The sequence below is a fragment of the Haloarcula sp. CBA1127 genome (assembly GCF_001485575.1).
In the GTDB taxonomy this organism is placed as follows: Archaea; Halobacteriota; Halobacteria; order Halobacteriales; family Haloarculaceae; genus Haloarcula.
In genome coordinates, this window is record NZ_BCNB01000002.1 from 226,776 (window position 1) to 246,375 (window position 19,600).

The 19,600-nt window shown below is 60.1% G+C and carries 18 protein-coding genes; 11 read left to right on the forward strand and 7 right to left on the reverse strand.

All coding sequences use genetic code 11. The features are described 5' to 3' along the window. Positions 1–121: 121 nt before the first annotated feature. Together AV059_RS02110 and AV059_RS02115 are read right to left on the reverse strand one after the other, a co-directional pair. Complete coding sequence (locus AV059_RS02110) at positions 122–1,447, reverse strand: hypothetical protein (RefSeq protein WP_058991881.1); 1,326 nt, start codon at positions 1,445–1,447, stop codon at positions 122–124. Positions 1,448–1,594: 147 nt separating this feature from the next. Further along, a complete protein-coding gene (locus tag AV059_RS02115; protein WP_058991883.1) occupies positions 1,595–1,783 on the reverse strand; it encodes a hypothetical protein in 189 nt (62 codons plus the stop codon). Between the two features lie 113 nt (positions 1,784–1,896). On the opposite strand from AV059_RS02115, the gene AV059_RS02120 reads away from it, so the two are divergent. The 6 genes from AV059_RS02120 (at position 1,897) to AV059_RS02145 (ending at position 7,115) form a co-directional block, all read left to right on the forward strand. Next, positions 1,897–2,646 carry an ABC transporter ATP-binding protein gene (locus tag AV059_RS02120; RefSeq protein WP_058991885.1) on the forward strand — a complete coding sequence of 250 codons (750 nt, stop codon included), beginning with the start codon at positions 1,897–1,899 and terminating at the stop codon, positions 2,644–2,646. Continuing rightward, complete coding sequence (locus AV059_RS02125) at positions 2,639–4,072, forward strand: hypothetical protein (protein WP_058991887.1); 1,434 nt, start codon at positions 2,639–2,641, stop codon at positions 4,070–4,072. The genes AV059_RS02120 and AV059_RS02125 overlap by 8 nt, the downstream gene beginning before the upstream one ends. 168 nt (positions 4,073–4,240) lie before the next feature. After that, a complete protein-coding gene (locus AV059_RS02130) occupies positions 4,241–4,474 on the forward strand; it encodes a DUF2249 domain-containing protein (RefSeq protein ID WP_058991888.1) in 234 nt (77 codons plus the stop codon). A gap of 103 nt (positions 4,475–4,577) precedes the next feature. Beyond that, positions 4,578–5,453 carry a hypothetical protein gene (locus AV059_RS02135; protein ID WP_058991890.1) on the forward strand — a complete coding sequence of 292 codons (876 nt, stop codon included), beginning with the start codon at positions 4,578–4,580 and terminating at the stop codon, positions 5,451–5,453. Between the two features lie 70 nt (positions 5,454–5,523). Next, positions 5,524–6,360, forward strand: a complete 837-nt coding sequence (locus AV059_RS02140) for a hypothetical protein (protein ID WP_058991893.1) — start codon at positions 5,524–5,526, stop codon at positions 6,358–6,360. Between the two features lie 203 nt (positions 6,361–6,563). Beyond that, positions 6,564–7,115 carry a hypothetical protein gene (locus AV059_RS02145; protein WP_058991895.1) on the forward strand — a complete coding sequence of 184 codons (552 nt, stop codon included), beginning with the start codon at positions 6,564–6,566 and terminating at the stop codon, positions 7,113–7,115. An 8-nt stretch (positions 7,116–7,123) separates the two neighbouring features. Here the strand turns inward: AV059_RS02145 and AV059_RS02150 are convergent, their stop codons facing one another. Beyond that, positions 7,124–7,627 (reverse strand): GbsR/MarR family transcriptional regulator, encoded by a 504-nt coding sequence (locus tag AV059_RS02150; protein ID WP_058991898.1) that lies wholly within the window; start codon positions 7,625–7,627, stop codon positions 7,124–7,126. A 144-nt stretch (positions 7,628–7,771) separates the two neighbouring features. Here AV059_RS02150 and AV059_RS02155 point away from each other — a divergent pair, with 144 nt between their 5' ends. Together AV059_RS02155 and AV059_RS02160 are read left to right on the forward strand one after the other, a co-directional pair. Further along, positions 7,772–8,125: a transcriptional regulator gene (locus AV059_RS02155; protein ID WP_058991900.1), complete on the forward strand. Its 354-nt coding sequence runs from the start codon at positions 7,772–7,774 to the stop codon at positions 8,123–8,125. A gap of 122 nt (positions 8,126–8,247) precedes the next feature. Continuing rightward, on the forward strand, positions 8,248–9,123 hold the full coding sequence (locus AV059_RS02160; RefSeq protein WP_058991903.1) for a fructosamine kinase family protein: 876 nt from the start codon (positions 8,248–8,250) through the stop codon (positions 9,121–9,123). 44 nt (positions 9,124–9,167) lie between these two features. On the opposite strand, the gene AV059_RS02165 is transcribed toward AV059_RS02160, so the two are convergent. The 4 genes from AV059_RS02165 to AV059_RS02180 form a co-directional block, all read right to left on the reverse strand. Then, a complete protein-coding gene (locus AV059_RS02165; protein ID WP_058991904.1) occupies positions 9,168–10,547 on the reverse strand; it encodes a sugar porter family MFS transporter in 1,380 nt (459 codons plus the stop codon). Positions 10,548–10,655: 108 nt separating this feature from the next. Then, the gene (locus tag AV059_RS02170; RefSeq protein WP_058991907.1) at positions 10,656–11,861 is read right to left on the reverse strand and encodes an ABC transporter substrate-binding protein; all 1,206 of its coding nucleotides are present in this window, start codon (positions 11,859–11,861) and stop codon (positions 10,656–10,658) included. Next, the gene (locus tag AV059_RS02175; RefSeq protein ID WP_058991909.1) at positions 11,858–13,039 is read right to left on the reverse strand and encodes an ABC transporter substrate-binding protein; all 1,182 of its coding nucleotides are present in this window, start codon (positions 13,037–13,039) and stop codon (positions 11,858–11,860) included. Before AV059_RS02175 ends, AV059_RS02170 begins: the two co-directional genes overlap by 4 nt. Next, positions 13,036–14,076, reverse strand: a complete 1,041-nt coding sequence (locus AV059_RS02180) for an ABC transporter substrate-binding protein (RefSeq protein WP_058992131.1) — start codon at positions 14,074–14,076, stop codon at positions 13,036–13,038. The genes AV059_RS02175 and AV059_RS02180 overlap by 4 nt, the downstream gene beginning before the upstream one ends. A gap of 500 nt (positions 14,077–14,576) precedes the next feature. On the opposite strand from AV059_RS02180, the gene AV059_RS02185 reads away from it, so the two are divergent. The 3 genes from AV059_RS02185 to AV059_RS02195 all read left to right on the forward strand — a co-directional run bounded on the left by AV059_RS02185 (position 14,577) and on the right by AV059_RS02195 (position 19,371). Then, positions 14,577–15,050 (forward strand): Lrp/AsnC family transcriptional regulator, encoded by a 474-nt coding sequence (locus tag AV059_RS02185; protein WP_058991910.1) that lies wholly within the window; start codon positions 14,577–14,579, stop codon positions 15,048–15,050. Positions 15,051–15,488: 438 nt separating this feature from the next. Next, positions 15,489–16,976: a proton-conducting transporter membrane subunit gene (locus tag AV059_RS02190; protein WP_058991912.1), complete on the forward strand. Its 1,488-nt coding sequence runs from the start codon at positions 15,489–15,491 to the stop codon at positions 16,974–16,976. Beyond that, positions 16,966–19,371, forward strand: coding sequence for a DUF2309 domain-containing protein (locus AV059_RS02195; protein WP_058991914.1), 2,406 nt, complete (start codon positions 16,966–16,968; stop codon positions 19,369–19,371). The genes AV059_RS02190 and AV059_RS02195 overlap by 11 nt, the downstream gene beginning before the upstream one ends. The last annotated feature ends 229 nt before the right edge of the window (positions 19,372–19,600 follow it).

The window sequence follows — 19,600 nt, forward strand, 5'->3', positions numbered from 1 at the left end:
TACAGCCGATTAAACCAGGGCGCGACCGCTATCGTATATTCCAAATGGACACATCAGAATCAGTTTACTCGGATCAGAATCGAGGATTGCGTTTGAATTGCGACTATACCCAGAGAGCTGATCAGCGACCAGACGAAGGGACGCCGAGTGAGACGCCGGCAAGGAAGATTGGCAGGCCACCGATCGCAACAGCGGCAGCGCTGGCCGTTGCCACGGGAATGAAAAGCACGCCCAGCCCAAACGGCGCAGGCAGTATTGGGAGGACCGGCAGCATCGACAGCACGAACCCGATGGCGGCCGTCTTCATCGCCAGCCGGCGGTTCCCGTGGCCGACTGCGTACCCGGCCGGGAGAAGCACAAACGCAGGTCCAAGAACCAACAGCGTTGACACCGGGAACGTGAACCCATCTCCGACAACCATCGGCGCCGCCGCTATCGTCACTCCGAGCGCGATGCCCGCGCCGACTACTGCGCCGCCAACGACCGCCCGATAGCTTGTGCGCTCACGGACACGCTGCTGAGAAAGGGCTATTCCACACACGAACAGCGCGGTGCCACCGCCGAACAGCGGTGCTGCTGTGCCACCCAGCCGTATAACGCCCGCCGCTCCGAGAAGCGACAGGACAGCCGCCAGCGCGCCGACGCCGGCGAATACGATGCCCGCGGAGTCTCGGACTTGTTTCAAATCCCAATCAAGCCAGTCAACGCCCCCGGCAGCAGCGCCGATCAAGAGGGTAAACACCGCTGCGGGGAGCGTGATGTATGCGAGCGCCTTCATCGCCATCACGGGACCGAGAAGTGTTCCGACCGCGAGTAGACTCAACAGCGGCCCAATGGCCGTATTCTGGGGAACGAACGTCACAACACGCCCGTCGTTGAGTTCGGTCAGCGTCATCCGCTGTCCGTCGTCTGAGAGGGTTGCACCGTCGATGGACCTCCCGACCCGCATTCCATCGGGAGCCACGACGACAAGCCGGTCAGCACCGAGGCCATCGAGGTTTCGATAGCCGTAGGCTTCAGTAAACTCGCCAGTTCGGACCGTCCCACCGACGGACTGCTGGGCGAAGTCAGCCTCGCGGTAGCGTAGCGTTATGACGCCATCGCCGGAAACATTTGCGCTCAGGAGTTCGGTGTCCCACATCGCCCTGTCGGCGATAGCGGTCCGGAGGCTCTCGTTTGCTCGAAGCCGTGCAACACCTTCTGCGTTAGACAGACGATTGTGGACGACCCACGTCGCGCTTCCGTTGTTGTTGACGGCGACGGTTGCATTGCTGTGTGTGACAGTGACCGACACACCATGAGACTCGGCCGTCGATTCAAAGGTGTCTCCGCAGGCGTCACACAGCGGCCGCGGTGGGGGCGCTGCGCCAGCGGGCATGGCGATACAGAGGAGCGACGCACAGACCAGACAGAGGAGGGCAAGGTGGTGGAGTCGATGCGGGGCCATGTCGCATATCTATCCTGTCATGTGTTAAGAGATATCGATTACTCAAACAACGATTATACCAACACGGACAGCAGGTGACACTTCGGCCAATACATATCTGACAAGTATACCGCTCACTACATATCGCGTCCGCTATGCCGGCCGGAGTCAACTTTCGGCGGTATCAATGTGGTTACTGAGCGGAGCCCACGCCGTCACTGCTTCGTCGAGTACCCCTGACGCACACTCCACCACATTGGGAGACGTACAGTGGATACTGTCGAATCCGCTATCGCGTTCGCGGTCGCTGGTCAGAAACGCGGTCTCGCCGTCGATGAGGCTGATACTGTAGGGCACAGATTCGTCAACTTAGATGCACGTATTTGTGAACCCGCTGTCAGATAATCTGGGATGTTCTTATTTAGTATAACAGCTTATACGGACAGAACTACGATAGTGGAAAGAACTCCGTGACAGCAATCGAGATCGAATCACTCCGGAAGTCCTACGGCGACGTAACCGCGATAGCAGACCTCTCGCTCAGCATCGACGATGGTGAGTTTTTCGGACTGCTCGGGCCGAACGGCGCCGGCAAGACCACGACGATGGAGATCCTCACCGGGCAACTCAGTCCGGACAGCGGGCAGGTGTCGGTGCTCGGTGTCGACCCGGCAACGCAGCCAACAGCGGTCCGCGAACGAGCGGGGATTCTCCCTGAAAAAGAGTCACCGCCGAGTTTCATGACGCCGCGCGAGTACTTCGACTTCGTCGGTGCTATCCGGGATATGCCCGACGACGAAGTGACAGCGCAGACCGAGTCGTGGGCCGACCGGCTTGGCTTTACCGAGAAGCTCGACACGCTGTCCTCGGACCTTTCGCGGGGCCAACAGCAGAAAGTGATGATCGCCGGTGCGTTCTTCCACGAGCCTGCTGTCGTGTTCATCGACGAACCGCTGGCGAATCTCGACCCAATCGTTCAGGAGCGGGTCAAGCGCTTCCTGCGTTCGTATCGGGACGCCGGCAACACCATTGTCGTCACAACACACGACGTAGATGTCGCCGCCGAACTCTGTTCGCGGGTCGGCATCATGTACGGCGGCGACCTCGTCGCCGATGTCCGACCGGCGGAACTCGATGCGGATGTAACGCTCCTCGACGTGTTTCTGGACAACGTCGACGCGACAGTGGAGCAGGGAGCGAAACCGCTGACACATGAGTGACGGACGGGCGCGCAGGGTGTTCGTCGAAATGCTTCGTGAGGAGTGGCGACTCCACAGTCGGCTCTTCCGCGGCAGTCACTTCTCCCTGTTTCCGGTATTCATCTGTCTGCTCGCTGGAGGCGCAGCCAAACTTCTCGCTGTTACCGGGACCGAACCGGAAACCGTGTTCGCCGGCCTCCACGCACTGGTGTTCGTTTTCGGTCTCCACACGGGGTCTATCGGCTTTGTGGGACGGGATGCCCTCCGGAACCTCCTCGGTGATATGACGCTGCTGGTCTTTTCGGCCCGCACGCTCCCGCTATCGCAGAACACGCTGCTGGGACTGTTCGTCATCAAGGACAGTGTCTACTATGCAGTGCTGTTTCTGCTGCCGATCTCTCTTGGAACGGTGCTTGCAGTCATCGGAGCCGTCGGGCCCCTCCTCGTAGCTGAGACTGTCTCCCTTCTGTGGACGACCCTGGCACTGACGTTCGTCTTCGGGATGGGAACGACGATTGCGGCCCTCGGTCTCGCTGGCCGCGGCGTTCCCGGTCTGGCGCTACTTTCGGCCCCACTCGTCGCCGTTGGTGCAGCGCTGGCAAGTGGTGTCGATATCGTCTCCTACACCCCCTACGGTCTGTTTCTCGCCCAGACCCCTGTGCGGGCCGGAGCTACGGTTGCCAGTATCCTGATCGTCTTTCTGCTCAGCGCTGCCACCTTCGATGCGACCGCGCCCCGCCCCACCCGAACGGTCGAACCGGCCTTTCGCCGCTGGTGGCGACGGATCGGTGACCCAGTTGCGACCAAGAGCCTGCTTGACATCCACCGAAGCGCTGGCGGGTTCGGGAAAGTCCTCTTTTCGGCCGCGGTGCTGTTCGGCGTCACTGCCGCATTGGTCGATTTCGCCGGACAGATTACGGGTGTGCCGCCGTCGACCGGTATCTCATTCGGCGCGATTCTCGGGCTCTCGGGATTTACCACCTACAACTGGCTCACCCAATCCGACGACGTGAGCCTGTATTTCGCCCACCCACTCTCTGTGAAAGCCGTTTTTGCGGGGAAATTCCGGGCGTTCCTCCTGCTCGGCCCGCTGGTCGGACTCGCGTTCTACGCACTCGCACTCGTCTGGCGGGGCGGGTCGGTCGCCGAGGCGGCCGTCGGGGCCGTCCTGCTCGTCGGCGTTGCCTGCTACATCTTCGGTACCACTGTGTACCTCACCGGCCTCTCTCCGAACGAGTTCCTCTTCGATACAGCCCTGTTCGCTGTTTTCGGCGCGGCAATGGTCCTTCCGCTAGTCCCGATCCTTATCGCCGGGTTCGCCATCTCGCCGCTGTCTGGGACCTTGCTTGCCGCGCTCGGTGGATTTGGTGGCGTCCTGGGCGCTGTCGGTGTCGGCCTTTACGGTCGGTCGCTACCGAAGTGGTCGAACCGGTATCAACAGGCGTGAACTGCAAAAGCGGTCGTCTGTGACGACGAACAGAACACAACCCACCGAAATGCATCGGTAACGCGGTCGATGTAACCGAATGCGGGCTCCGTGGTATCGCTGTTGGAGCCCTGCCCTGAATATATTCGCACAAAGGCTCTCTACAGTAGCTAGTGATCGATAGATCGCATGGCAGAACCGCAACTCGATCTTCGAGAGATTCCACCGCCGAAGCGACACCCGAAGATCTTCGATGCGTTCGAGGAACTGGACAGCGGAGAAGCACTGACGATAATTAACGACCACGAACCGACACCGCTCTATCACCAGATGGCCGCGGAGCGACAATCGTTCGACGCCGAGGGCTACACTGTCGACTGCATCGGTCCGAACGAGTTCATCGCGACCCTCCCGAAGAAGTAGCCTGCGACCGAGGTGGAAAAACTGGCTACGCCGACTGAGTGAGTGTGGTCATTGCGTGGCCGGCGTGACAAAGCACTTACAAAGCGATATAGAACCGTCTTCTATGGTTCCTGCCCGTCCTACCCGCGATCAGATCCCGGCCCTCTTGTTAATACTGGCCGGGATCGGTCTCGTGTTGTTCGCTGGCATCCAGATCTATGACCACTCCCGGACTCAGCACACATACTCCATCTCCGAACCTGACCGCGATATCTACCGGTACGGGGACCTCTCAGATGGTGGCCAAGAGCTGGTCAGGACAGCACACAATACCTCCGGTGAAGCCGCAGTCTCCGCGGAGGAGCTGGACGCAGCCACGGAGTTCCGTCCCGATTACGGCCCGACAATCGTTGCGGTCGATGGCACGTATTACTGTATTGATGCCGACCGCGGCCCTCGGGATGACGGGGGGACTGTGACTAGCGACAGAGGCTGTGAGAACCTCATCTTCGGCACGGGTCCCGTCGTCCACGACTTCGAGTCGCTGTCACCACAGGCTCAGGACGTGGTGTCACAGGCACTTGCTGACTCCGACAATGAGGTCTCAATCTACGGTGACTCACCGCCAGAGTTCGAGGGCGGCTCCGATGCCCCGTCGCTCAACGAGGGCATCTACTACATCCAGTACCAAGGGGAGTACTATCAACTCGATGTCGTCAGCAGGGGCGGTCTGGGCGTCGCGTTCCTGATACAGTTCCTGTTTTTCACTGGCTTTGTTGGACTGTGCCTTGCGGTTGTCGGCGCAGTCAGCTTCTCCCGCCGACAGGTGTTGGTTCCGACGGCCCTGCTCGTCGGGCTGGTTCTGGTCCTCGGTCTGTTCGCTACCCGAAACGCCGACCTGCTGCCGGTTGAGTTCGTCCTCTTCGACCTCGGTATCGAGTTCGTCGTCATCATTGGGGGACTTGTCGTCGTCTGGGTAGCGTACACCCGGCTGCGATAATCCGAACGAACACCAGTGATCGCATCGCGGTTTCCGAATAGCTTTTGTTTGTCAGTATTGGGACTGGGATATGGACCGTCGGACTGCGAGGCTACTGAACGGCGTGCTGGCGCTATGCTGTCTCGCGCTCGTCTTCGCCGCTGTGTATCCGTTCACCACTGTCGACCCTCACTCGAAGAAACCGGTCGATGAACGGTTCACGGTGCCCGAGTCCGACGACTACCGGGCGACGGGAGCGATTGTTGCGGATAGTGAGACAGCACTCGAATTCGAGGGTGCTGTGACCGCTGACGGCGGGCGCTACCTGCACATTGACGAAGGTGATGTCAGAACCGAACACTTTCAGGCATCGTCGGGCGACCCGGTCTACAGTCGTATCGTTGTCGAGGATGACGGCAGTACCGACCGACGACGAGAGCAGATCCAGAGCGATACTGATCGGGAACTCCTCCGGGAAAGTCGGACTGACGACGTTGTCACGTTCATTGTCAAACAGGAGACAAACGATCTGGCGGACAAGGTCTCGGGAGCGGCGTCGGTCGTCGTCAGGAGCCTGTATGTCATTAGATACGAGCGGGAAGCCGACACCTCTCAAGATGTGACCGTCTACAAGCCGAAAAACGGCTGGTACGAAGGAGTGGAACCGTACCACATCACCGGGACTACGGGGAAAGTACAAACAGTCGGTGACACGACTGCCGTTCGCTCCGCGACGGTTACGTGGGACCAGACAAGGCCCGCAGGGACGTATGCAGAACTCGCCCTGGTCAGGCTGACAGCCGATGCCCCGAAGACGTTCGACATCTCTTTCGAGTTCAAGTCGGGCGAGACGACAGTGACTCGGCCGGCGTGGGTCACCGAGGTCCGAACCGGAGCGGAGGCCGGACAGTCACGGAACTCATCGTAACGGGAAGGCTATCCTGTACGGTCTGTGTGGACCCGTCACACCCTTGCGAACCGTGCGAGAGTGACGACGAGGCGTTGTCGAGACTGGGGATGCAGGCAGCAGGGTGGCAACTGCGTTTCGGCGTTCTCTCCACGAGCTGAAAGTGCGATTCTGCCGTGTGTATGGTCGGTTTTTATTTCTCTCCCTGTGAACGTTCGGACAGCATGGCATCCTACGACGCGTTTGACCCGGCCGTCGAAATCAAGGGGCAAACGGTACTCACGATAGTCGAGGCGGCGATGGGGAAGTTCTCGGATGAGTACCGGGAACGGGCGCTAACGGCGCTCGCTGCCGAGGGAATCACCGAACCGGCGGCTGACGAGTGGTACCCACAGCAGGCCTGGCTGAACGCGTTCGAGACGATTGCCGATGACCTGCAACCGCACGTCCTCGACCGACTCGGCGAACAGATCCCTCACGTCGCGGATTGGCCGGACGACTTTGATACTGTTCCGGCGGGCCTCCGGTCCATAGACGAGGCTTACCAGCGGAATCACCGTGGCGGAGACATCGGGCAGTACCGCTTCGAATCCGTGGGCGACCGGACCGGCGAGGTGACGTGTGAGAACCCGTATCCGTGCCCGTTCGACCGTGGCCTCATCCGGGGCGTCGCCCAGCAGTACGCGCCGGTCGACGCGTTCGTGTTCCTCGAAGAAACGGGCGAGACGTGTCGCCGGAACGGAGACGATACGTGTACCTACACCGTCTACTGGTAACACGGTGACTACTGCTCGTACGCTTCAAGCGCCTCGCGGAGTTCGGCGGCCGAGTACTCTGATGTGAGCTGTACGATCTCTTCTAGGTCTTCGTACGTCTCGCGGAGGTTTCGAACCCGCTCTTGCTCGCGAGTATCTGCCGGCACTTCCTCTTCCGCCCGGCGGATGGTCCGGAGCGTCGTCTGAACTTCCCGTTGGATGTACTGCTGGAACACGTCCTGCAGGATGAACCAGACCTCCCGCTCGGCCTCGAACCGGACTCGCCTGCCGCCTCCTTCCGACGACCTGCGGTGGATGAGCCCGATACGCGACAGCGTCCGTGTGACGTTACTCACCGTCGATTTTGCGTAGCCAGTTTTGTCGACCAGTTCTGGGATAGAGAGCGGCTCTGCAGCGAAGTACAGCACACCGTAGATGCGCCCGGCACTTCGGCTGAGGCCGTACACTTCGGCCGATTGCTCCATCGATTCGATGACGCGTTCCCGTGCGACCGAACTGTCAGCATCACTCATGTATCCGAGCTGACTGCCCTGTTTGCCACGTTCTGCTGTGTCATATCTCTGGCTATTACTTCCGTAAGTATTAAATTGTTTGATTGGTTTGTTCGGATTGAGCCGAACAAACAGAAACGATCGCCGAGACCCTCCCTACAACCCATGGCAAGCGCTTTCCCACACCACCCACCGGTTGACTATGCACCCCGAGAGCAGACGAACGTCGTAGTCAACGGTACCGAGCCGACTGATGTTCTCCAGATCCTTTCATCCGAGGCCGCTCAGGAGATACTTGGGGCGGTCAGAGACGAACCGCGGACCGCATCGGATATCGCGGACACAGTCGACCGCTCGCTCCAGAGCGTCTCCTATCACCTCGACCGTCTCTGTGAAGCTGACCTTATCGAACCCGCCGAAACGTGGTACTCGGAGAAAGGGACGGAGATGACAGTGTATGCTCTCGCCACGGAACGACTCGTCGTGCAGTTCGGTGACAGCACTGACCGGTCCGTGTAGCGTCACTAGCTGGTTCGAGCACTGCCTGTTCCCGGAAGTCTGCAGTCAGGTTCGGACAGCTTTGTTTCCGCTGCCGAGACAGAGACAAACAGACCTATTGGACCGCTTTTCGTACGCCGAATATGGACGACGGGACGGGCGCGGAACGAACGAAGGCGACAGTCCTAGAGCGGGTTTCGAGCGTACTGGACGCCGACGCTCACGACGCGATGGAACTCGACGGCGGGGAAGTCGGGTCGGTCTACCGTGTGTCGTTTCACGACCGTCCTGATGTGGCGGTGAAAGTCGACAACTCGCCGCTCGGAATTGAGGCGGCAATGCTTCAGTATCTCGACCGTGACACGCCCCTCCCCGTTCCAGAGATCCTCCACGTCGAACCGGAACTGCTCGTCCTGTCGTTTATCGGCGGCGACGGCCGATTCGACGAGCGGGCTGAACGCGACCTCGCACGCCACGTCGCGGCTCTCCACGACATCTCGGCTGACGCGTTCGGCTTTCCGTTCGATACCCTCTCGGGCCCGTTCAGTCAGTCGAACCCGTGGACCGATTCGTGGATCGATTTCTTCCGCGAGCAACGGCTCCTCCCTTTTGCAACAGCCGCACGGAACGATGGAGTCCTGCCAGCCGTAGAGTTCGACCGAGTGCAGCGACTGGCGGAAACGCTCGATGCTCGCCTCGTCGAACCGGCCACGCCGTCGTTGTTGCACGGCGATATCCATCCCGGAAACACTGTAGTAGCTGACGGAACCATACGGGCCGTCCTTGACCCAGCGATTTATTTCGGCCACGCTGAAGTTGACTTGGCGTACGTCGACCGACTGGATTCGATTGGGGCCGCGTTCTACGACGAATACCGACAACACCGCGACATCTCTGCAGGGTACTTCAAAGAGCGACGCGACGTGTATGTCGCCTTTCACGCGCTGGAGAACGTCCGGTTTTTCGGCGAGGACGGACTCCCGAGGCTCGAACGTGCGTTAGACCGTCTCGGAATGTAAAAAAGACGCAACCGGTGGCCTCGCCGACTGTTCCGATGGCCGGCTCAGTCAGCCAGCGAGATGTTTTGCCGGAGGTCGTCTTCGATTGCCTCGAGCGTCCGGCCCTTGGTTTCGGGGACGTAGCGGTAGACAAACAGCAGTCCCGCGAGACTGCAGAGGCCGAACAGCCAGAACGTCGCAGAGGTTCCGACGCCGTCAGTCAGGACGGGGAACGTCAGCGACACGAGGAGATTTGCACCCCAGTTGGCGACGGTGACGACGCCCATCGCCGACCCGCGAACGGAAAGCGGGTATATTTCTGAGATCAGGAGCCAGAAGACCGGGCCGAGGCCGATCGCGAAAAAGGACACGAACAGCATCAGACTGATCGTGGCGATGATGCCGAGGCCGCCTTCAAGCCCGGGAAGGTAAAACACGGTGCCGAGGACGGCGAGGGTTGCAACCATTCCACCGACACCGACAAGCAGGAGTCGGCGTCGACCGACGCGGTCGACGAGCATGATCGCTACGACCGTCATCACGACGTTAATTGTCCCGATACCGACTGTCGCGAGGATCGAGGCCACATTTCCGAGGCCAGTGGACTCGAGAATTGTCGGGGCGTAATAGATGACCGCGTTGATACCGGTGATCTGCTGGAAGACGGCGAGTCCGAGTCCGACCACGAGCGCTGGGCGAAGCCACGGAGCTAGCAGGTCCCGAATGCCGGTTTCGGACTGTGTTTCGACGGTCTCTTGGATCTCGTCGAGTTCCTGCTCGACACCGTCGGACCGCGTTCGCTTGAGCACGGCTCTGGCCTCGTCTTTCCGCCCATGCTCGAAGAGCCAGCGTGGGCTCTCGGGCATTTTCAGAATACCAATAGCGAGCACGATGGCCGGGACCATCCCGGCACCGAGCATCCAGCGCCACGCGCCAGCGTCGGCGAACGCGTAGTTGACGAAATACGAGAGCAGGATTCCGGTGGTAACCATGAGCTGATTGAGCGAGGTGAGTCCGCCACGGATCTCTGGTGGTGCAATTTCGGAGATGTACAGCGGACCGACAATCGACGCGAAGCCGATAGCGACGCCGTCGATAAGCCGACCGGCGACGAGGACGGGGACGGTCGGCGCGACAGCCATCGTGAACGACCCGACGAAGAACACGATGGCCGCAATGAGGATGAGTCGACGGCGACCGAGGCGGTCGGCTAACTGGCCACCCACGGCCGCACCGGCCGCGGCCCCGGCCATCGCGCCACTGACGATGATCCCCTCGACAAGCGGCGACATGACGAACGAGTCCTGGATGAACAGGAACGCGCCCGAGATGATCCCGGTGTCGAACCCGAACAACAGTCCGTTCAGCGCGGCTAACGCGGAGACGACGTAGACGAACCGGTCGCCGTCACCGCGGAGGACGTTTTGAATGGTGGCTGTGGACATCTATGTAAAATTCACTCGAATCTGTGTAAAAGTCTTTCCAAGTCTTTTCGCACGACGTCGGAGCCACTGAGAGACACCTGTGGCAGGCTGTACCAGAAAACGGTGCCGCTATTCGTCTCTACCGTCGTTGATAATTGTCGCGAGGTGCTCCCGGTCGAATAGGTGCGCCTCTGTGAACTCCTCGGGGAAGTACCGCTTCGCGTACCGTTCGATCATGAATAGGTTATGGAGCGGGCCGGCGTAGATCGGGCCGCCGCGAAACACCCTGTCATTCTGGACGGCCCGCAACCGACTGCCCACTTCGTGGTCTTTCATATAGGCGAGTACTGAGTTCTCGAATTCCTCACGGGTCTTCCCTTCGCGATGGTATCGCAGAAGGAGTGAGTCCGGATCTATCTCAAGCAACGTCTCGTAATCGAGTGATTCCGAGCCGGAGTATCCTTCGACGCCGGTATCAGCAAAGGCGTCGGAAATTCCGAGCGTCTGGAAGTGTTCCTTGTTGGCTCCGCTCCCGCTGATCCGATACGGCGTGAACGCTTCCGGCTCCTCGCCGGCGAACATGAGCGCGGCGTTCGGTCGCTGCTCCGGTGCTGGGAGCCGAGCCTGCACCGTTTCGACCAGTTCGTCGTGGATTGAACGGATCGCCTCGAAGCGCGCCCGTTCCTGAACCATCTCAGCCACTTTCTCGAACGCCTCGTACAGCGAGTAGTACCGGTAGTCGTGCCAGTCGTCGGTCCGCCGGAAGATGAGGTTCCCGAGAAACGGTGCGACGTTCTCCCGAATCTCTGCGAGGTCCGACTGATTCCACGCCCCAAGCCAGTCGATAAGTGCGTTGGGATCGATGAGGTGCAGGTCTGCGTCCATCTCGTAGAACGGTTCTTTCGAGACGCCGTCGTTCCAGAGCTGTGTGAGCCCGTCGAGGTCAATAGACACTCCATCAAGCTCCTCATAGTGCAGCGTCTTGTACCGTCCACGGTACCAGATCGACTGTACTGCGTCGCCGTGACCGAGCGCGACCAGCATATCGATGTAGTCCGCGGTGAACGGAGCGATTGTCTCGGGCACAGTTTCGAACTCGACGGTTCCGACTGGCTCCATCGTCACTGAATACGCCCCGTCGGAAGTCGCTGGATCGGTCTCAGTACGGCCCGTTCCGGTCCCTGTGGTCCTGTCGCTGCCCTCGGTCACCGAAGACTCCTGACCACTATCGCCCGAACAACCGGCGAGTAATCCACCGAAGGCGAGTGTCCCACCGCCTTTCACGACTTCTCTTCGCGTCGGTCGTTCGAACGTCGCCCCGTCCGAGTCAGTCATTCGAACTCACCCGTGACGATATCGGCGATTTGCTGTCGGTCGAAGGTCTCGGTGTCGGAGGTCACGTCGCCGAAGATATCGGGATAGAGCTGTTGGGCTGCCCGTTCGGCCAAAAAGAAGCTGTGAATCGGCCCCTGTCGGAGGTAGCCACCGCGATACACGCGCCCGTTCTGTACTGCGGTCAGTTGACTGCCGACGCTGTGGTCCTGCATGAACTGCAGGACGGTCTCCCGGAACTCGGTCGCAGATTTCCGCTCGTGGCCGCGAATGAGGAGAACGTCTGGATCGACCGATAGCAGGGTTTCGTAGTCGTATTCGCCCCGATTGGTCGTACTGAGGTTCTGAATATCGGTTCCGGCAAGCGCATCAGTAACGCCGAGGTCACGCCATTGCTTCTTGCTCGTGCCCTTGTCGTTCAGTCGATAGGGCGAGAACGACTCCGGCTCGTTGGTGCCCTCGTAGGTGAGGAGGACGTTCGGACGCTCCTCGGTCGGCGGGAGTTGGCTCTGGAGGTCCGCGATGTAGTCGTCGTGTAGCTGTTTGAACGCCTCGTACCGTGCCTGTTCCTGGAAGACCTCCGCGACTTTCTCGAAGGCCTGATAGAGTGTGTAATACCGGTAGTCGTGCCAGGCATCCGAACGACGGAATATCAGATTCCCGATGAACGGAGCGACGTTTTCAGCGATTTCGTCGACGTCCGACTGCGACCAGTCGAACCAGTTGACGAGCATCTGTGGGTCATAGAGGTGCACGTCGCTGTCGAGTTCGTAAAACTCCTCTTTCGTCCGGACCTCCGGGTTCGCGTCAATCGTCTCTTGATCGACGGAAACACCGGGAAGCTCATCGTAGACGTACGTGTAGTAGCGGTCCGCTCCGCCGATACCTGTGAGGCCATCGGCCTGCCCGAGGGCCACGCCCATATCAGCGTAAGCGCCACCGTAGGGAAGCCATCGCTCGGGAACCGTCTGGAACGTAACGTCGCCCACCGGCTCCATGGTGACGGTATATGACTCCGTCTCGGTCGCCGTGGCTGTCTCTTTATCCTCGGTAGCGGTGGATTCTGAGACTGCATCGCCGGCACATCCGGCGAGCAAACTGCCACCCGCAATTATCCCAGCACCCTTGATATAGTCCCTACGTGTCGGTTGTCCACGCGGCGTTTTTTCGGCGTCAGTCACTGTCCTGCACCCGTGATTATGTCAGCGACCCGCTGGCGGTCGAACAGCTGTTCCTCGGCGGGGATTTCGGGGTACGGATCACCGTCGACGTAGCCCGGCCACTCGCCGAACTGGTTGGGGTACAGCTGTTTCGCGGTCATCTCAGTCTGGAACAGGTTCAGAATCGGACCCTGCCGACGGGCACCTTGCGCGTATATCCGCCCCTCTTGGACAGCAGTGATTTCCTTTGTAACCTCATTGTCCGCCAGTTGTGACCGAATATCGTCGAGATTGTGGGACCCCGCCATTGGCCCGAGGACGAGCAGTACGTCTGGATCAGCTTCGAGAAGTAGTTCGGTGTCGAGTGTAATATTCCGGCCGTCGTCGCCGTACCCGTCACCGACAGCATCGGCCAACGCATCGGTCGCACCCAGCGGGCGGGTGTGAGCAGCGTAGTAGCCCGGGTGGTTCATCTTATAGCCCCAGATTTTCTCCCCGGATGTGGACAACAGGACCAGTGCCGCGCTCGGCCGTTCACTTTCCGACGGCAGGCCCGCGTTGATAGTTTGCAGCATCGAATCACGGACAGATACGAACGCCGCATATCGGTCCCTTTCCCGAAAGACCTCCGCGATCTTTCCGAAGATTTCCCAGAGCGTATAGTAGTCGTACGCATCAGCCCAGTCTGATGGTGGGTCCTGTTGCGTGCCGCTGAGCGTGTTCCCGAACCACGGGCCAACGTTCGATTCTATCTCCCGGAGGCTGTTGTTGTCCCATCCCTCCGCTGTCGCAACCTTCGCCGGGTCAGCTATGTGGACATCGCTATCGAGTTCGTAGAGCTTCTCTTTTGACGGTGGCCACGAAGAGTACAGGCCCTCCCAGTCGATTGAGACGCCTTCCAGTCGGTGGAGGAACTTCTGATACAGCGATTGGTGGTATTCGGGTGCGTGCATTGCGTTGATCGCATCCTCTCGACCGAGTGCGACCAGCATATCCACGTGGTGGCCCAGTATCGTGAACACACTCTGGGGAACCGATTCGAAGTCGACGGTTCCCATGGGCGACATTGTAACAGCGTATCCATCCTCAGCCGTCGTCGGTTCGGCCGTTGATTGGCCTCCTGTGCCTGTCTGTGTCGGGGCTGCTTCTGATCCGGACTGACTTGCACAGCCCGCTAGCAAGCCACCACCCACCACCGCGCCGCTGTACTTCATGTAGTCACGTCTCGTCGGGCCCTCGCGATTCATGTCATATCTCGACATAAATGTTAGGCCAGCCTAAAAATACATAACTGCTTCGGAATTTAGGCGCGCCTGAAAACAAAAGCCTGCGACAGACTTAGCCCAGCTATCCCAACTGCTGGTCGCTTGCTGCGCTTTCATCCCGGACCTGCTCATTGACAGAGCCATCTCAGTACTGTCATACCAGACTCAGGTCTGACCCATCGATTGACAATGTGTCAAGAGCCATTGAAATCTCCTCGTCAGTGGTACTAGCCACAACAGCGCTATTGGGGGAACGTACAACAGTAAAGTGTCCTTGCTGTGGACACACTAGTATGGCTGACGAGGAAATCGACGACGTGGACAGAGCAATTCTGTACGCATTACAGGAAGATGCTCGAAATATGTCGTCCGGGGACATCGCAGAGCGAACCGATACGTCCGACAGCACCGTCCGCAAGCGCATCAACCATCTGGAGTCCAGCGAGGTAATCAAAGGCTACAGCGCTGATGTTGACTATCAGCAGGCGGGCTACCCGCTCCGGATGTTGCTCTACTGCACTGCATCGATTCCCGAGCGAGGCGATTTAATCCCCGAAATTCTGGCGATCGACGGTGTGGTATCGGTACAGGAACTGGTCACCGGCGAGGAGAACCTCCTCGTGACGGCTGTCGGCGAATCGGATAGCGATATCACGCCCGTCGCGCAGGCACTTCTCGATATGGGCCTAACCGTGGCCGACGAAGTACTTGTCCGGAGTCACGAGACGACGCCCTTCGGTAAGTTCGATTCCGAGAACGAGAGCTAGCTGCGAGCGGGGCTGCTGTTGCGGAGTTGTTTGCCGGACGACTGCGCCCACGGGACTACACGGCCTGACACGTCATCGAAGTAACTGCCGCGCTTCTATCACGGTCTGATTTTCGAACTGCCCCAACGAACAGTTTGGTAATATCGCCCCTTCTCGATATCCAATTCGCCTCTGAGAGCCGAACCTGTGTGCATATCAGCAGGGGACTCGCCGTCCAGGAAGTTTGCCGATACAGGCTGTGAAGCACCTGGCTACTACCACGGTAGTGCTTGTCGACGGAGCATCAGACACAAAACCATAATGTTCTATAATCCACTTCTTTTGGAACAAATTGGTAGTATAGAAGGATTTAATAACCAGTCCGTTCGCAGTAGGGATGAAGACAACCAGAATCGGTCGATCACATTCCGCGATTACCGTGATCGGCCACGAACAACGATGTCAGGACGCAACTCACCGAAGACGGTTGGATCACTCCCGGACACGACGGCTGACTCGCCGCTCGTGCCCGTCGCACTCACATGGCTCGTGTGGTCGATGTTTGCCGCGAGCATTGCTGTGCTTGCCGTCCGAATCCGAACCGGGTTTGTCTGGGAGATACCCGGCGCGGTTGCCATTGATGGGCTGACCGTCCTGATGTGGGTGGTCGTCACCTTCTTCAGCGGTATCGTTCACAGCTATTCGCGCCGCTATCTGGCGGGCAGTCGCCTCAAACCCTCCTTTTTCGCCACCGTGTTCGGATTCACGGTGGTTGTGATTGGGCTGGTCGCGGCTGACCACCTCGCCCTGTTCGGTGCGCTGTGGCTCGCGATGGGGCTGCTGATGGCGAAACTCATCGGTATCGTCAGCGGCTGGGACCAGGCACAGGCGGCTGCGACGGTCGCCCGCAAGTACTTCATCGCCAGTAGCGCGCTTCTCGGCGTCGCGCTGACGGCACTGTGGTGGGCGACTGGCGCGACTACGGTCTCCGGAATTGCGGCGGCTGCCGACACGCTTGCCGGTCCAGTGTGGCTGGTCGCCGCTGGCGCGCTCGTGCTCGCCGCAATGATTCAGTCCGCCCTGCTTCCGTTCCACGGCTGGCTCCTCTCCTCGATGACCGCACCAACGCCTGCCTCCGCGCTGATGCACGCCGGGTTCGTCAATGCGGGCGGCATTCTGTTGACTCGCTTTGCCCCGGTCATCACCGTCGACCCCGCGCTCATGCTCGCAATCGTTGCTGTCGGCGGTGCTAGCGCCATTGGCGGGAAGCTCCTGAAATCAGTTCAGACGGACATCAAGGGCAAGCTCGGCTGTTCAACGGTCGGTCAGATGGGATTCATGATTATGCAGGCCGGCCTCGGCTTCTTCGGGGCTGCTATCACCCACCTCATCTTGCACGGTTTCTACAAGGCCTACCAGTTCCTCAGTGCCGGCGGACAGGTCGAACACACGAGCCCGAGCGAGGGGACGCCGCACACGATAGGAACGACGACGAGCGTCGTCGGTATCGTCGTCACACTGCTGACCGGCATCGCCGGTGGCGCGGTGTTTGCAGTGCTGACAGGGAAAGGGACGACGGTCGACAGCGGCCTCCTGCTGACCTTCTTCGTGGTGTTCACGACGCTCCATGCGGCCCGCAACGCCGTCCAGCACACCTCGCTTCCGACCGCGGCCCGTTACGGGGCCGTCCCAGTGGTCTTCTTCCCGGCTATCGTCATCTACGCCGCGGTCTATACGGGCGTTTCGGGGCTCATGCCTGTTAGCCCGGCAACGACCGAACTGACCCTGCTCCACGGCATCATCGCCGTCGTCTTCGTCGGCATCTACACCGGCATCGAGACTGGGGTTCACGAGCGCAGTCAGCGTCTCTACGTAGCGCTGTTGAACGCCGGCCAGCCGTCGGCCGACACCGTGCTGACCACGACGGAGGACTACAATGAGTACTGAATCCACCATCCACGACAGTATCGACACCGCAGCGACCACCGTCGGCTCCCTCTGGCCCATCCACTCGTTCGTGACGGCAAACCCCCTCGCGGGGTTCGAGGACCAGCCTTTCAGTGAGGCGGTCACACAGGCAGCCGACCTGTTGGGCGGCCGTGGCTACCCCAGCACGGAGACGTTCCGTGCGGCGCTGCAGCGCGGCCAGATAGACCCGGAGATCCTCGATGCGGAACTCTCCGAGGCTGGCTACGAGAACGACCCTGAGATACTGCTTGACCGGATGGCCGAAGCGACAGATACCACGGACAGTGACTCCGGCACTGCCACGGAGCGCGTCGACCAAGTGTTGGCAAAATGGCTGTCAGCGTTCCTCGATGAGGGGAGCGCCCACTGGTCGATGCCGAACCGCGAAGCTGGGTTCTACGCTGCATTCCGTGGGATTGCCGAACACGACAGCGAAATCCCGGATGAAGGGATTATTGCCGAACTGCCTGAATCGCCCATTGAGACCATCGAGACCGTGCTTGCATCGCACCCTGAGAGTCAATGGGCCCCCATCTTCGAGGAGCAACTGGCCGCTCTCCCTGGCTGGACGGGACTCATCAAGCAGCGTGCCGACGACGAGGGCGCGTGGCAGTCGACGTACCCGATTTCGCTGGCTGGATACCTCGCGGCTCGTCTGGCCTTACTAGATGCCGTCGGTGCTGCCATCGCTCCCTCGAACGACAGCATCGACCCGGACCCGGCTGCCGAACTCGCCGGGGCGTTCCTGCGTGCCTGGGAAGCGAGCTACCGCGGCGACCTCGTCGAGACCGTCGCTGCGGAGAGCCAGTCGCTGGCTGACAGCGACAGTTCGGGCCGCCCAGACGCACAAATGGTCTTCTGTATCGATACCCGCTCGGAGATAATCCGCCGCCATATCGAGGCCGCGGGCGACTACGAGACCCACGGGTACGCCGGCTTCTTCGGCATTCCAATGGAGTATCAGGGCTACGACACCGATGTGTCGGTCGACGCTTGCCCTCCGATTCTCGACCCGCAGCACCACGTCACCGACGTGCCGACCGACGACGATACCCAAGAGAGCCACGACCGCTGGTCGGGCATCCGTGAAACCGCCGATGAAATCATCGAGACGCTAGAGGCCAACGCCGCTACGGCCTACGGCTTCGTCGAAACTGCAGGGAGCGGGTACGGCCTCGCGCTCGCGGCCCGCACGCTTGTCCCCGGACGCGTGCACGACCTATTCGATGCGGCTGATGGCTCGGTGCCCGACGATCACGAGTTCTGTGACCCGCTCGTCCACCACCAGCACACCTACACCGGTGATCTGCCGGTGGGGCTGACCACCGAGGAGAAAGTCGAGTACGCCGCCACCGCGTTCGACTTGATGGGCTGGGAGACGTTCAGTCGCCTCGTCGTCTTCACCGGGCACGCCAGTGAGACGACCAACAACCCCTACGATTCGAGTCTGGACTGTGGTGCCTGCGCCGGCAACCCTGGCGGCCCGAACGCCCGCGTGCTGGCGGCGATTTGTAACGACACCGAAGTCCGGTCCACGCTCCGCGACCGCGGCTTCGAGATTCCCGACGACACCGTCTTCATCGCCGGCGAACACAACACGACGACTGACGAAGTGGAACTGTATGACAGCGCCGTGCCCGAGAGCCACGCCGCCGACCTCGACCAGTTGCGCGCCGACCTCGCCACCGCTCGCGAGAACGCGGCTGCAGAGCGTGCCGAATCGATGGGGAGCGACGCATCGTCGGGGGTCAGCGAAACGGAACGCCGCGCCGCCGACTGGGCAGAGACCCGCCCTGAGTGGGGCCTGGCTGGCAACGCTGGCTTCGTTATCGGCCCCCGCGAACTGACGAGCGATGTCGACCTCGACGGCCGCGCCTTCCTCCACTCCTACGACTGGTCGACCGACCCTGACGGCAAGTCGCTGAAGGCGATACTCACCGGGCCGATGGTCGTCACGCAGTGGATCAACACCCAGTACTACTTCTCGACGATCGACAACGCCGTCTACGGGAGCGGGTCGAAGGTGACTCACAACCCTGTCGGCAACGTCGGCGTCTACCAGGGCAACGGCGGCGACCTGATGACCGGCCTCCCGCTACAGTCGCTCATGGCTACTGATGACGACTCCCATCACCAGCCGCTCCGCCTCTCGACGGTTATCCACGCTCCGGTCGACCGCGTCAACGGCGTCCTCGCTGACCACCCGGAACTGGCGGAACTACTCGACAACAATTGGCTCTCGCTGACAGTCGTCGATCCCACGCAGGACCACCGTGCCTTCCAGTACGAGCATGACTTGGAGTGGTCGCCTGTGTCTGAGTTGTCCGAAGCTGAAGCGCCGGAACCGATCGCACCCGCGGCAGCAGACGACTAGGCTGGTCCGAACAGGCGGTCTCTGGAACTGATGTCACACTAACTCTTTGCAGTTCTAAAATAGAATTTCGAAATAGGCATCTACTTGAGAAGGGTATATTCTGCACGAACCTATCTCAATTAGAAGTATATATCTACTTATACGGCAAATCAAAACGATACAGGCACAAAAAAGATATATTAGGCGAATTTTACTGGCAAATGAGGGACTTGTAATATTATCCTGCAGC